The sequence below is a fragment of the Massilia sp. NP310 genome (genome assembly GCF_019443485.1).
Lineage (GTDB): Bacteria > Pseudomonadota > Gammaproteobacteria > Burkholderiales > Burkholderiaceae_D > Telluria > Telluria timonae.
On the sequence record NZ_CP080379.1, the window covers coordinates 2047928 to 2062219 of the forward strand.

Sequence of the window (14292 nt, forward strand, 5' to 3'; positions counted from 1 at the left end):
CGTCGTCGTCGATGGCCAGCTCGGGCAGCCATCGGCGCCGATGGGTAGGAGGGTTCAGCCACGCAGGGCGCGCCAGGTCGCGAAGCCGGCCGCGCACAGCAGCAGCGAACCGAACAGGTGCAAGGCCGTGTGCGCCAGCGCCCAGCCGACCTCCCCGCGCTGCAGCAGGGTCACCGACTCGCCCGAGAAGCTGGAAAAGGTGGTCAGGCCGCCGAGAAAGCCGGTGATGGCGAACAGGCGCCACTCCGGCGCCAGACCGGGCTGGCCGGCGAAGAAGCCCAGCGCGATACCGATCAGGTAGCCGCCGACCAGGTTGGCCGCCAGCGTTCCGACCTGCACGAAGCCGTGCAGGCCGCCCAGCCACAGGCTTAAGGCCCAGCGCAGCCAGGCGCCGAGCGCGGCGCCCAGGCCGACCGCGGCAAAGCTCAGGGAGCTTCCCACTTGGCCTTCGCGCTGTCGTCGGTGACGCGGGCGTCGACCCAGCGCGCGCCGTCCGGCGTCTGCTCCTTCTTCCAGAACGGCGCCTCGGTCTTGAGGTAGTCCATGATGAACTCGCAGGCCGCGAAGGCATCGCCCCGATGGGCGGCGCTGCAGGCGACCAGCACGATCTGGTCCAGCGGGGCCAATGGGCCGACGCGGTGGATGACCAGGGTGCCGTACAGGGGCCAGCGCTCGCAGGCGCGCGCCGCGATCGCTTCCAACGACTTTTCTGTCATGCCCGGATAGTGTTCCAGCTCCATCTCGGAGACCTTCGCGCCATCGTTCAGGTCACGCACGGTGCCGACAAACGACACCACGGCGCCGATGCGCGCATCGTTCGCGCGCAGGCGCGCCACTTCGTGGCCGAGGTCGAAATCCCCGGCCTGCACCCGTACTTCATTCATGGATTGTCCTTCGGCTGGCGCAGCAGCAGGTGTTCGATGCGGGTCTCGAGGCGCACGTCGAGCAGCGCCGGCAGCGCCAGCAGCGCGCGCAGCTCGGCCGCCTGCGCGCCAGGCTTCTGGCCCGACTTGAGGGAGCTTTGCAGCACCTCGACCTGCAGGCGCAGGCGCTCGCGCGCGTATTCGGGGCCGCTGTCGATGCCGGCCGCGATTTCCAGGCGCAGCAAGTCGTTCAGCAGCCGCCCGCGGTTGTCTTCCATCGTGCGCACGTAAGCGGCGCGCTCGACCTCGGTCGCGTCCAGGGCCGCCAGCGCGGCGTCGAAGCGCGCACGCAGGATCGGCTCGTAGCCGCCCTCGAGCGCCAGCATGGCGTCCCAGCGCCCGCGCCAGTCCGAATCATGGGTATGGGCCGCGGGATTGGCCAGCGCGTTCTCGAGCGCCTGCACCAGGCGCAGCTTGTCGCGCACGGCGCCGGCCAGGACCGTATCCTGGGCGCGGCGGGCGGCGTCGGCATGCTGCTGCACCTTGGCGACGGCGGCGTGATAGCGCTTGTCGATGCGCGCCTCGTGGGCGCGCGGCACCGGGCCGATCGCATTCCATTCGGCCGCCGCCTCGCGCAGCAGCTTGCCGACGTTGGCAGGCGTGGCGTCCGGCGCGGCGGCCTCCAGGCGTTCACACAGCGCTTCCTTGGCCGCCTCGTGGGCGCGGCGCTCGCTGTCGGCCGCGTGCGCCTGCTCCTTGCGCGCGGCGAACAGCGCGTCGCAGGCGCCGCGGAAGCGCTGCCACAGCGCCTGCTCGGCCTTGCGCTCGAGCGGCAGCGCGCGCGCGTGCTCTTGCCAGCGCGCCTGCAGCTCGCGCAGCATGTCCACCGCATGGCGCTCGTGCGGGTCGAGCTTGCGCACTTCTTCGATCAACTGCTCGCGCACCGCGATCTCGACCTTGCGCTGGTCTTCGAGCGGACGTTGCAAGGTGGTCAGCGCGTCGGCGAACAGCGCGTCCAGGCGCTTCTTTTCCTTGCGGTCGACCGCGCCCAGGTGGCTCCAGGCGGTGCGCAGGCGCTGCACGGTGCCGGACACGTGTTTCCAGTCGGCCTCGCCCGATTGCAGGCGTCCGATCTCGGCCTGGGCTTCCTCGACCAGGGCCTGGCCGCGCGCCGCGTTGGCGTGGCGTTCGTCGGCCAGCTGCCTGAAGTGGGCCGCGGCCGGCGCATAGGCGGCGCTGCAGGCGGCGTCGAAGCGCTCCCACAGGCTGCGCGGCGCGGGGCCGGACAGGCTGTCCAGGGCTTTCCAGCGATCGCGCATGCTGCCCACCTTCTTGGCCAGCTCGGCCATCGCCAGGCCCTGGGTCGGCAGCGCTTCGACGGTCTTGATCAGTTCTTCGCGCGAGACGTTGCCGCCCCAGCGCGCCCAGTCCGACAGCCGCTTGAGCTCGGCGCGCAGATGGGCCAGGTGGTCGGCCTGCGGCGCGGAAAGGCGCATGCCCTTGTCCTTGGCTTCCTTCAGCGCCTTGTCGAGCTCGGCGGCAGTGCCGAGGGAGCCCTGCTGCAAGGCGGCTTCGAGCGCATCCAGCTTGTCGAGGAAGGCCTGGTCGGCGCCGCGCGCGGCCGGCCTGGCGCCCTCTTTGCCGCCCTCTTTCGCTCCGTCCTTCGCGGCCGGCGCCGGCTTGGGCGGACGTGCTTCCTGCGGCAGGCTTGCGAGCAGCGCGTCGAAACGCGCCTGCAGGGCGGCGCCGGCGGCGTTCGCCGGCAGGGCCGGCAGGCGCTGCCATTCCCTGCGCAAGGTCTCGTGCTTGAGTTCGGCCGAGGCCTGGTCTTGCCATGCGCCCAGCGCCGCCTCGCGCGCGGCCAGCGCGGCCTGGTCTTGCGCGATCGTCGCCAGGCTGGCGGTCAGGCGCGCGTGTTCGGTCGCGAATTCGGCCACCAGGGCGCGCGGCAGCGAGGCGTGGCCGGGATCGACCAGGGCCGCCTCTTGCTCCTGCTGCAGCCCGGCCAGGCGCGCGGCCAGCGCGGCCGCGTCCAGCCCGCCCGCCTCGAGGCCGCGCAAGACGGCCAGGCGGTCGATCATGGCGCGCTGCAGCGCCACCTGCGCTGCGAGGCGACGGCCGAGCTCGGCGCGCACCGTGTCGAAGTCGGCGGCCAGCTCGGGCGCGCGGATGACCGACCATTTGCGGTCCAGCTCGGCCACGTGGTTCGGGGTCAGGAGCGCATCGTTCAGCAGCGACCTGGCCTGGGCCAGCGTCTCTTCGCCACGGCGCAGCTCGGATTCGTGGTGGCGGATCGCGTCCAGCCTGCCCTGCACCAGCTTGGCCACGCGGCGATCGACGTTTCGCATCGCCGCATGCACGCGCTCGAGGTGCTCGCGTCCATGGACCAGCTCGGCCGCGGCGAGACGCAGTTCGGAGAATTCGGATTGGAGGATGAAATCGACGGCGGCCGCTTCGTCGGCGCCCAATTGCTTGAGCCGTTCGGCCTGGCGCGCGCGGGCATCGGCGAGCGCAGCGCGGGCATCAGGGGCAGCCGCTGGGGGGGACCCCGCACTGCCCGACTTGCCGGCGCCGGCCGCCGCGGAAGCCTTCGCCGCGGCAGGCCTGGCCTCCGGCTTGTCGCCGGACGTGGCCGATTTCCCGCCCTGCCGCTTGAATAGGAATTCGAACATGATGAAATCGCACTTCCAAAACTCCCATCATAGCAAAGAACCCCGGTATCGTTCGGCATGTCCGGCCCGGCTACGCTCCTCAGTTTACCAGCGGCAAGGCGTGCTTTTGCCTCGGAGAAAGCTCAGATGGCGGCACAGCCCGCATCGCGCCGATGTCGGCGCCGCGGGTTTCACCCCGGCTTTCGCTCTGGTGCGTATCGTGCGCCAGCATCTGGTTGGCGATGGCGAACCAGGCCTCGCCCGGGATCATGGTGCGCGCCATCGGCAGCAGTTCGCGCTCTTCGCGCTCGAGCCGTTCGAGCAGCAGCTGGCAGCAGCGTTCGAGCGCCGCCAGGCAGCCGGGATCGCCGTCGACAGCGGCGGCCTGCGCCGCCTGGCGCGCATCGAGCGCCTGCCGGCTCAACCCATCCAGCTCGGCCACCAGGCGGCCGGCGTCCTCGCCGCAGCGGCGCAGCGCCGGCAGCACGAACTTGTCGAGCTTGCGCCAGTGACAGGCCTCGCACACCTGGCGCAGTGCATCGCACGCCTGTTGGTACTGGCGCATCGCGGGCGGTTCACCCCACCAGGCGCAAGGTCGCCAGCGTTCGAGCAACGCCTGCACCTCGATCCGCGCGCGTGCCTGCTCGACGGACAAGGCGACCAGCGTATAGGTTGATGTCAGCATGGTGTCTACTCTCAATTTGCTCCTCCGGCGCGCGTGGAAAATCCACGCCTGGGGCGGTCGGGGATGCTTTATAGGGGTAGCCGGCAGTGGTTTGCGTTCCTGGCTTGTCATGCGCCGGCCGACAGGAACTTCGTAGTGTAGAGAGAAGAAGGTCAGTAGGTTTGACATTGCTCAAACCCGATTTCACAATGCGAGCGAGGTCAGTCGGGGTGAATTTCCTCTACAAAATATCTTCCAACATGTTACCGAAAGCGGCCGGGTCGCTGCCCGCCACCGCGATCCGTGGGCAGCCGTGCCAGCCGGCGCAGCGGGCCACGGCCCCGGCGACGTCGCGCGCCAGGCTGGCGCTTGGGCGCACGCCGGGCTCCAGCGCCACGCTGCGCAGTTCGAACACGCCCTGCTTGCGGTGCGCCTTGGCGTCGATGCGGCCGACCAGGGCGCCGCGGCGCAGGATCGGCAGGGTGAAGTAGCCGTAGCGGCGCTTGGGCGCCGGGGTGTAGCACTCGAGCCGGTAGTCGAAGCCGAACAGCTCGAGCGCGCGGCGGCGGTCCCACACCACCGGGTCGAACGGGGACAGCAAGGTGGTCAGGCTCGAGGCCAACGTGCCGTCCGCCGCCTGGCGCGCCAGCGCCAGGTGCTCGGGGTGGATGTAGACCGGATCGCGCCAGCCCTCGACCCGGGCCGCGACTAGCAAGCCCTCGTGGGCCAGCCGCGCCGGATCGACGTGCGGCCGGCGCGTGCGGTGGTAGTCCGGGATCCACGCCGCCCGCGCCAGGCCGAGCGCGTGCACGGTGCGCAGCGCGAATTCGCGCCGCACCGTGTCCAGCGCCGGCATCCGGTCGTCGTGCCAGGTCGGATGGACGCGCTCGGCCAGGTCGTACACGCGCTGGAAGTTGTGGCGGCGCGCGATCATCAGGGCGCCGGCCGTGAACAGGACCTCGAGCGAGCGCTTCTCGGGCTTCCACTCCCACCAGCCGCCCGACTTGCCGTCCTGGCGCGCGAAGTCGGCGGCCCGCACCGGCCCGCCGGCGCGGATATGCTCGACCAGCCGCGCCACCTCGTCGGCGCGCTCGCGCATCCAGCGCGCCGAATACTTCCAGCCCATCGCCTCCGGATCCAGCATGCGGTGCCGGTACAGGCCATAGTCCTCGATCGGCAGGAAGCAGGCTTCGTGGGCCCAGTATTCGAACAGGTGGCCTTCGGCCAGCAGCTCGTCGAGCCAGGCCGGATCGTAGTCGCCCAGCCGGCTCCACAGCACCAGGTAGGGACTGCGCGCGACCACGCTGATGGTGTCGATCTGCAGCATGCGCATGCGCCGGATCGCGGCCAGCACGTCGTCCTTGCCGGCGCGGCGGCGGCGCGCCGTCGCCAGTCCCTGGGCCGCCAGGTGCAGTGCGCGCGCGGCGCCGATCGACAAGGTCAGTTCGCTCATCCAACCATTCTGACCGTTTGGGCAACATTGCGTCAACCGTCCCGGCATTCTCCAGCAGACGAGCGCTCGGCTGCGTTATAGTAGGCGCCGATTTGTCGATCCACCTTTCTCGAGTCTCTCATGCGGCTGCTGCACACCTCCGACTGGCACCTCGGCCAGACCCTGCACAATCACGACCGGACCTACGAACACCAGTGCTTCCTCGACTGGCTGGCCGACACGCTGGTGGAGGAGCGCATCGACGTGCTCCTGATCGCGGGCGACATCTTCGACACCGCCAATCCTTCCTCGAGCGCCCAGCGCCAGCTGTACCGCTTCCTGCAGCAGGCGCGCGCCCGCGTGCCGCACCTGCAGGTGGTGGTCATCGCCGGCAACCACGATTCGCCGGGCCGGCTGGAGGCGCCGACGCCGCTGCTCGAAGCCCATGGCACGATCGTGGTCGGCAATGTCCTGCGCCGCGGCGACGGCGAGATCGACCTGGAGCGCCTGCTGGTGCCGCTGCGCGACCGCGACGGCCAGACCGCGGCCTGGTGCCTGGCCGTGCCCTTCCTGCGTCCCGGCGACCTGCCGCGCCTGCGCGCGGCCGAAGGCGTCGACCCGGCCGAGGCCGCGCCAAACGATCCCTATCTGCACGGCGCCGCCCTGCTCTACCGCCAGGCGCATGCGCTGGCGCGCGAACGGGCCGCCGCGGGCCAGGCCATCGTCGCCATGGGCCACTGCCATATGGCGAAAAGCCAGCCGTCCGAAGACTCCGAACGCCGCATCGTGATCGGCGGCAGCGAAGCCCTGCCGGTCAGCATGTTCGACGCCAGCATCGCCTATGCGGCGCTGGGCCACCTGCACCTGGCCCAGCGCGTCGGCGGCCTCGAACACGTGCGCTATTGCGGCAGCCCGCTGCCGCTGTCGTTTTCCGAAGTCGGCTACCGGCACCAGGTGCTGCGCATCGATCTCGACGGCGCCAGGGCCGCCGCAGTGGAACCTTTATATGTGCCGCGTCCGGTGCAGCTGCTGCGCGTGCCGGCCCTGCCTGCCCCGCTCGAAGAGGCGCTGGCGGCGCTGGAAGCATTGGAACTCGACGCGGATCTGCCGCAGCAGGCCTGGCCCTATCTCGAAGTGCGGGTGCTGCTGGACGGCCCCGAGCCGGGACTGCGCGCCCGCATCGAGGCGGTCCTGGCGGGCAAACCCGTGAAGCTGGCCAAGATCGAGCCGACGCGCAAGCTGGTCGCAGCAAGCGACGAGGCCGAAGCGCTGAGCCTGGACCAGTTGGCGCAGCTGCAGCCGGACGATATCTTCCGCCGCCTGTGGCGGCAAAAATATGGCGATGAGGCGCCGCCGGAACAGATCGAATCGTTCGCCGAACTGTTCCACGCCGTCGAAGGAGAGCCGCGATGAAGATCCTTCGCATCAGCGGCAAGAACCTGGCTTCGCTGGCGGGCGAATTCGCGGTCGACTTCGAATCCGGACCGCTGGCCAGCAGCGGCCTGTTCGCCATCAGCGGCCCCACCGGCGCCGGAAAAAGCACCCTGCTCGACGCCCTGTGCCTGGCGCTGTACGACGCCACGCCGCGCATGCTCAAGCGCGCCGGCAGCCAGTTGCCGGACGTGGGCGGCGACACCGTCTCGGCGCTCGATCCGCGCACCCTGCTGCGGCGCGGCGCGGCCGAGGCCTGGGCCGAAGTCGACTTCGTCGGCAGCGACGACGGACGCTACCGCGCGCGCTGGAGCGTGCGCCGCTCTTACAACAAGCCGGGCGGCGCGCTGCAGCCGGCCAAGATGAGCCTGCACCGCCTGCCGGAACTCGCGCCGATCGGCGGCACCAAGACCGAAGTGGCGGCGGAGATCGTGCAGCGCATCGGCCTGTCGTTCGAGCAGTTCACACGCGCCGTGCTGCTGGCCCAGAACGAGTTCTCGGCATTCTTGAAGACCGACGAGAACGAACGCGGCGAGCTGCTCGAGACCCTGACCGGCACCACGGTCTACAGCGAGATCTCGCGCCGCGCCTTCGAGCGCTACAAGCTCGAACAGCAGCGCACCCAGGCGCTGCAGGCCAAGCTGGCCAATGTGGCGCCGCTGGCGCCAGGCGAACGCGCCCAACTCGACCTCGAGCGCGGCGCCGCCGACGCCGCGCGTGAGGCGCTCGACAGCCGCCACGCCCTGCTGGAACAGCAGCTGCGCTGGCACCAGGAGCTCGACAAGCTCGGGCGCGCCCAGGCCCAGGCCGAGGAAGCGCTGGCCGCCGCCAACAGCGAGCGCGCCGCGGCCGCCGAACGGCGCCAGCGCCTGGCCACGCTGGAAGCGGTGCAGCCGGCACGGCCGCTGGCGACCGAGGTCCAGCGCCTGGAAACCGAACGGCGCCAGGCACATTCTTCGGTCGCGAAGCTCGAAGCCGAGCTGGCGGCGGCGCTCGAAGCGCGCCGCGTGAGCAATGCCGACGTCGACGCCGCCATCGCGCGCCTCGACGCCTTCGAAGAGCAGCTGCGCGCCGCCGCCCCGCAACTGGACCAGGCCAAGGCCCTGGATGCGGCGCTCGAGACGCTCGCTCCCGGCCATGCCCAGGCCAAGACTGCGCTGGAAGCGGCGCGCCAGCAGGCGCGAGAGGCGCGGGTCCAGCACGCGGCGAAATCCGAAGAACTCGCGCGCGCGCGTGGCCTTGTGGAGGCCGCCGCCGCGTGGCTGGCGGCCCAGTCGCGGCACGAAGGCGTGGCCACCGCTTGGGCCCAGTGGGAACGCCTGCTGCGCCAGGCCGGCCAGGCGCAAACTGCGCTCGCTGCGGGCGCAGCGGCGCTGGCGGCCACCCGCACCGCGGCCGACCAGGCGGCAGGGCGCGACGCCCAGGCGGCCGGCGCGCTGGCGCAGGCCATCGAACGTCTCGACCTCCTGGAGGCGAACCGGCGCGCGGCGATGGCGGCGCTCGGGGAGTTCGACGCCGAGGCAATCGGCGCCGAACGCCGGCAGCTGGAAGGACGCCGCGAACGGCTGGCGGCGGCCGAACGTACCTGGCTCGACCTGTCGGCGGCGCGCGACACGCTGGCCGGACTCGCGCGCGAAGCGGACCGCGCCGCGAGCGCCGCGGCAGGCGCCGAACGCGCCCTGCAGGAGGCGCGCGCCGCCGCGCCGGCACTGGAAGCGGCGATGGCGCAGGCCGAACGCTCGCTGAGCGCGGCCGAACTAGCGTGCGCCGCCAATGTGGAGCAACTGCGCGCGAACCTGGTGGACGACGCCCCCTGCCCCGTGTGCGGCGCCCTCGACCACCCCTACGCCCACCAGGATGCGACGCTGAACGCGATGCTGACGGGCCTGCGGGCCGAAGTCGACGGCTGCCGCCTGCGCGTGCGCGAGAATGGCGCGCTGCAGGCGACCCACGGCGCCGCGCTCGTCGCCGCCCAGGAACGTCTGGATGCGCTTGCCAACGATCGCGCGGCGGTCGATCTCCAGATCGCCGGCCTGGCCGGGGCCTGGGATGCCGATCCACTGGCGGCCGAGGCGCCGGGCGAACAGGAACGCAGCGACTGGTTCGGCGCTCAACGCGGCGCCTTGCGCGACGCCCTCGATGCGCTGGCGCGACGCGAACAGGCCCTGCGCGCCGCCGCCAGCGCACGCGACGCGGCCCAGCGCGACGTCGACGGCGCGCAGTCGGTGCTGGCGCGGCTGCGCGGCAATGCCGAGGCCGAGCGCGAAACGGCGACCCGCCTGCAGAGCGAACTGAAAACGCTGGACGCCGGCCAGCAGGCGACAGCCACGCAACTGGGCGCCCTGCTGGCCGAACTCGACCCCGCCATGGCCGCCGCCCACGGCGACGGCTGGCAGACGGCCTGGCGCCACGATCCCGTCGCCTGGAGCCAGGCCCGCGCCGCCGAAGCCGCCGGGTGGCGCGAGCAGACCGAGGCCCAGGCGCGCGGCGCCGCCGCGAGCGCGACCATCGAAGTCGAGGTGAATGCGCTCCAGGCGCGCATCGCCGAAATCGACGCGGCCGGCGCCCGGCTGGCCTTCGAGTTCGAACGCATCGACGGCGAATTGGGCGCGAAACGCGCGGCGCGCGCCGCCTTGTGGCAAGGGCGCGCGGCGGCCGAAGTCGAACGCGAACTGAGCGCCGCCGTGAGCGCGGCGCGCGCGCAGGTAACGGCGCGCCAGCAAGCCGCCAATGAGGCCGCGCAGGCCGAGACCCGGGCCCGCACCGCGCAGGCCCAACTCATCGAGCGCATCGCGGAACTCGACGGGGCTGGCGCCACGGCCAGCGCGCAACTGGCCGAATGGCTGGAAGACTACCGGCGCCAGGCCGACGGCCTGGACGACATCGGGGACACCGACGAACTGGCGCGCCTGCTGCAGGTCGGCGCCGCCTGGCTGGCGCAGGAGCGCAGCGCGCTGAACGCCATCGAGAGCGCGGTCGCCAATGCCAGCGCGATCCTGAACGAGCGCCGCGCCCAGCGCGCGGCCCACCTCGAGTCCAGTCCTCCGGACGGTCAATTGTTCGAGGCGGTGCAGGCCACCTTCGACGCGCTGGCCGTCGAACGCCAGGCAGCGATCGAGGCGGCGACCGCGCTGCGCCTGCGCGTGATGCAGGACGACGAGCGGCGCCGCCAGGCCGAATCGAGCCTGGCCGAGATCGAGCGCCAGCAGGCGCTCGAGCAGCGCTGGGGCAAGCTGTCGGAGCTGATCGGCTCCAGCGACGGCAAGAAGTTCCGCAACTACGCCCAGCAATTCACGCTCGACGTGCTGCTCGGCTATGCCAACGAGCACCTGAAGCAGCTGGCCCGGCGCTACCGCCTGGAGCGCGTCAGCTACCAGGGCATGCCGTCGCTGGCGCTGATGGTGCGCGACCAGGACATGGGCGGCGAAGTGCGCTCGGTGAACTCGCTGTCGGGCGGCGAATCGTTCCTGGTGTCGCTGGCGCTGGCGCTGGGCCTGGCCTCGCTGTCCTCGAACCGGGTGCGGGTCGAATCGCTGTTCATCGACGAGGGCTTCGGCAGCCTCGACAGCGAAACGCTGGGGGTGGCGATGGACGCCCTGGACGCGCTGCAGTCGATGGGCCGCAAGGTCGGCGTGATCTCGCACGTGCAGGAGATGACCGAGCGGATCGCGACCAAGGTGCTGGTGCGACCCGCCGGTGGAGGCAGCAGCGCGATCGTGGTGGAGTGACCGCGCAGTTGGATCAGTGGTTGTGGCGCGGCATGTCGTGCCCCACGCCGCGATACGGCAGGGCGAGTTCCATGCACGCGCCCTTGTGCAGCTGGCCCACCGTGGCGCGGTAGATCTCCTGCCACGGGGTCTGGCTGGCGGGGATCGGCGGCGGCGCGTCGCTCCGGCGCGCTTCCAGGTCCTCGTCCGACAGCAGCACGTCGCAGCGGCCGTGGTTCAGGTCGACCCGGATCACGTCGCCCGTGCGCAGCAGCGCCAGGTTGCCGCCGGCCGCGCTCTCGGGCGAGGCGTTCAGGATCGACGGGCTGTCCGAGGTGCCCGACTGGCGGCCGTCGCCCAGGGTCGGCAGGTTGTTGATGCCTTCCTTGATCAGGTGATCGGGCGGCTGCATATTGACCACCTCGGCCGAACCGGGCCAGCCCACCGGGCCCGCGCCGCGGATCACCAGCATCGTGTTCTCGTCGATGCCCAGGCTCGGATCGTTGATCCGGTGATGATAGTCGTCCGAGCCGTCGAATACGACAACCTTGCACTCGAAGCAGTTCTCGTGCCCCGGATTGGCGAGATAACGCGCGCGGAAGGCCGGCGAGATCACGCTGGTCTTCATGATCGCGAAGTCGAACAGATTGCCCTTCAGGACCAGGAAGCCCGCCGTTTCCTTGAGCGGCTCGGCGAACGGCTTGATCATCTCGCGGTCGTCGGTCTCGCGGTCGTAGACGTTCTCGGCCATGGTCTTGCCGGTGACGGTGGGACGCTGCGAGCGCAGCTTGCCCGCCTGCTCCAGCTCCCACATCACGGCCGGCACGCCGCCGGCGCGGTGGAAGCGCTCGCCCAGGTATTTGCCGGCCGGCTGCATGTTCAGCAGCAGCGGCACGTCGTAGCCGTACTCCATCCAGTCCTCGGGCGTGATCTCCACGCCCGCATGGCGCGCCATGGCCACGATGTGCGGCTGGGCGTTGCTCGAGCCGCCGATCGCGGCGTTGACCACGATCGCGTCGAGGAAGGCTTCGCGCGTCATGATCTGCGAGGGGCGCACGTCGTCCTTCGCCAGTTCGACGATGCGGCGGCCGGTTTCATAGGCCATCTGGCCGCGCTCGCGGTAAGGCGCGGGAATCGCCGAGCAGCCGGTGAGCGACATGCCCAGCGCCTCGGCCACGGCATTCATGGTCGAGGCAGTGCCCATGGTGTTGCAGTGCCCGGCGGATGGCGCCGATGCGGTGGCGATGTCGACGAACTTCTTTTCGTCGATGGCGCCGGCCGCCAGCTGGCGGCGCGCCTTCCAGATGGCGGCGCCGGAGCCCACCAGCTCACCCTCGAACCAGCCGTCGAGCATCGGCCCGCCCGACAGCACGATGGCCGGAATGTCGACCGTGGCCGCGGCCATCAGCTGGGCCGGCACGGTCTTGTCGCAGCCGGTGGTGAGCACCACGGCGTCGATCGGATAGCCGTGCAGGATCTCGACCAGGCCGAGATAGGCCAGGTTGCGGTCCAGGGCCGCGGTCGGACGGCGGCAGTTCTCGAAGATCGGATGCAGCGGGAATTCCATCGGAATGCCGCCGGCGTCGCGGATGCCGTCGCGCACCCGCTTGACGGTCTCCAGGTGGATGCGGTTGCACGGCGTGATGTCGCTGCCGCTCTGGGCGATGCCGATGATCGGTTTGCCGCAGCGCAGCTCTTCGGGCGTGATCCCGTAGTTCATGAAGCGCTCGAGGTAGAGCGCGGTCATGTCGATGCGCTCGGGATTGTCGAACCAGTCCTGGGACCGGTAGCGACGCTTGGCGCTGTTATTCACGTTGTTGCTCATTGTGTCGGATATTCCATGGTTAATCCTGCAGCCGCAACGCATGCTGCGGCAGTCCCGGCACGTCGGCGCGGAAGGTGAACAGCCCGCCCGCGAGTGGCTGCGCGTCGAGCTGGGCGGCCGACAGGCCCTTGCGCGCGGTCGTGGCATACACGGTGCGCAGGTCGTCGCCGCCGAAGGCGAGCTTGGTGATGTTGGCGCACGGGAAGCGCACTTCGCCCACCTTGCGTCCCTGCGGGTCGAAGCGGTCGATGCGCCAGCCGCCGAAGGTGGCCACCCACAGGCAGCCCTCGGCATCGACCGCCATGCCGTCCGGATAGCCGCCGTCGGCCAGCTCGGCGAACAGGCGCTTGCGCGCGACCAGGCCGTCCTGGCCCAGGTCGAAGGCGTAGATGCGCCTGGCCAGCGTGTCGGTGTGGTACAGCGTGCGCCCATCGGGGCTGATGGCCGGGCCGTTGGTGATCACGTAGCCGTCGTCCACGCGGCTCGCCGCGCGTCCGTCGAAACGGTACAGCGCGCCGCTGGCCTGGTCCTCGGCATCGTCCATCGAACCGAACCACAGGCTGCCGGCGGCGTCGACGTGGCCGTCGTTGAAGCGGTTGCCCGGCTGGTCGGCCTCGACCTTCAGCAAGGGGGTGAACTCGCCGCTCGCCTCGTGGAAGCGGTACAGGCCGTCCTCCAGCGCACAGACGAAACCACCGCCCGCGACCGGCACCACGAAACTCACCTGCCCCGGCGCGTCCCAGCTGCGTTTTTCGCCATTGCCGGCGCCATAGCAATGCAGGCGCCGGCCCTTGATGTCGACGAACCACACCTGGCCCGCCGCGCCATGCCACAGCGCGCCTTCGCCAAGCGTGGCGCCCACCTCCCACAGGCAGTGCGGCGCGTTGTTCATGCGCCGTACCAGCCCGCGTCGACGAAGTATTCGCGGCCGCTGCAGCGACGCGCATTGTTGGAGGCCAGGAACAGCGACAGCGCCGCCACGTCCTGCATCTCCACGCGCTCCTGCAGGCACTGGCCGTTGAGGATGCGCGCTTCCTCGTGCGGCGTGTGCCACAGCGCTTCCTGGCGCGGGGTGCGCACCGCGCCCGGCACCACGGCCACGGTGCGGATGCCGTGCGGCCCGAGCTCGCGCGCCATCGCGCGCGTCATGCCCTCGACGCCGGCCTTGGCCGTCATGTACAGGGCCAGCTCGGTATGCGGCAGGTGCCACGAGATCGAGCCGAAATTCTGGATCACGCCGTGGCCCTGCTCCCGCATGCCGGGAATGACGGCCTGGGAACAGAAGAACTGGTGGCGCAGGTTGACGTTCATCCGGCTTTCCCAGTAGGCCGGGGTGACGTCGCCGATGCTGTGACGGTCATCGTTGGCCGCGTTGTTGAGCAGGATGTCGACCGCGCCGGCGTCCTGCACGATGCCGTCGAAGGCGCGCTTGAGCGCATCGAGGTCGGTCAGGTCGCAATGGACGAAGCGCGGTGCGTGGGTCGCGCCGTCCAGCGACTCGGCCAGGGCGCGTCCTGCGCCCTCGGCGATGTCGAGGAACCAGACCCGGGCGCCCTGCCCGACGAAGGCGGTGACCAGCTCGGCGCCGATGCCGCTGCCGCCGCCGGTGATGACGACGCGCTTGCCGTTCAGGTCCGGATAAGTTGCGTATACAAAGGCTGCGCTGTTAAAGCCCGATTGATTGTTGTCAGACATGGGGGTTTTCGTATTAAGGGCTGT

At 70.7% G+C, this 14292-nt stretch carries 10 protein-coding genes; 2 read left to right on the top strand and 8 right to left on the bottom strand.

The window, feature by feature from the left end:
• Positions 1–54 precede the first annotated feature (54 nt).
• From crcB to KY496_RS08865, 5 genes are all read right to left on the bottom strand, one after another.
• Positions 55–441 (bottom strand): fluoride efflux transporter CrcB, encoded by a 387-nt coding sequence (gene crcB / locus KY496_RS08845; protein WP_219864510.1) that lies wholly within the window; start codon positions 439–441, stop codon positions 55–57.
• Complete coding sequence (locus tag KY496_RS08850) at positions 426–884, bottom strand: molybdenum cofactor biosynthesis protein MoaE (RefSeq protein WP_219864511.1); 459 nt, start codon at positions 882–884, stop codon at positions 426–428. The genes crcB and KY496_RS08850 overlap by 16 nt, the downstream gene beginning before the upstream one ends.
• The gene (locus KY496_RS08855) at positions 881–3535 is read right to left on the bottom strand and encodes a DUF349 domain-containing protein (RefSeq protein WP_219864512.1); all 2655 of its coding nucleotides are present in this window, start codon (positions 3533–3535) and stop codon (positions 881–883) included. The genes KY496_RS08850 and KY496_RS08855 overlap by 4 nt, the downstream gene beginning before the upstream one ends.
• Before the next feature lie 79 nt (positions 3536–3614).
• The gene (locus KY496_RS08860; RefSeq protein WP_219864513.1) at positions 3615–4199 is read right to left on the bottom strand and encodes a hypothetical protein; all 585 of its coding nucleotides are present in this window, start codon (positions 4197–4199) and stop codon (positions 3615–3617) included.
• A 220-nt stretch (positions 4200–4419) separates the two neighbouring features.
• Complete coding sequence (locus KY496_RS08865) at positions 4420–5631, bottom strand: winged helix-turn-helix domain-containing protein (RefSeq protein WP_219864514.1); 1212 nt, start codon at positions 5629–5631, stop codon at positions 4420–4422.
• A 120-nt stretch (positions 5632–5751) separates the two neighbouring features.
• On the opposite strand from KY496_RS08865, the gene KY496_RS08870 reads away from it, so the two are divergent.
• On the top strand, positions 5752–7023 hold the full coding sequence (locus tag KY496_RS08870; protein ID WP_219864515.1) for an exonuclease SbcCD subunit D C-terminal domain-containing protein: 1272 nt from the start codon (positions 5752–5754) through the stop codon (positions 7021–7023).
• Entirely contained in the window at positions 7020–10769 is a 3750-nt protein-coding gene (locus tag KY496_RS08875) for an AAA family ATPase (protein WP_219864516.1), read from the top strand. The genes KY496_RS08870 and KY496_RS08875 overlap by 4 nt, the downstream gene beginning before the upstream one ends.
• A 13-nt stretch (positions 10770–10782) precedes the next feature.
• Here the strand turns inward: KY496_RS08875 and KY496_RS08880 are convergent, their stop codons facing one another.
• From KY496_RS08880 to KY496_RS08890, 3 genes are read right to left on the bottom strand one after another with little or no spacing between them, the layout of a single operon-like run.
• Entirely contained in the window at positions 10783–12573 is a 1791-nt protein-coding gene (locus KY496_RS08880; RefSeq protein ID WP_219864517.1) for an IlvD/Edd family dehydratase, read from the bottom strand.
• 19 nt (positions 12574–12592) lie between these two features.
• Positions 12593–13465, bottom strand: a complete 873-nt coding sequence (locus tag KY496_RS08885) for an SMP-30/gluconolactonase/LRE family protein (protein WP_005666774.1) — start codon at positions 13463–13465, stop codon at positions 12593–12595.
• Positions 13462–14268: an SDR family NAD(P)-dependent oxidoreductase gene (locus KY496_RS08890; RefSeq protein WP_219864518.1), complete on the bottom strand. Its 807-nt coding sequence runs from the start codon at positions 14266–14268 to the stop codon at positions 13462–13464. Before KY496_RS08890 ends, KY496_RS08885 begins: the two co-directional genes overlap by 4 nt.
• Positions 14269–14292 lie beyond the last annotated feature (24 nt).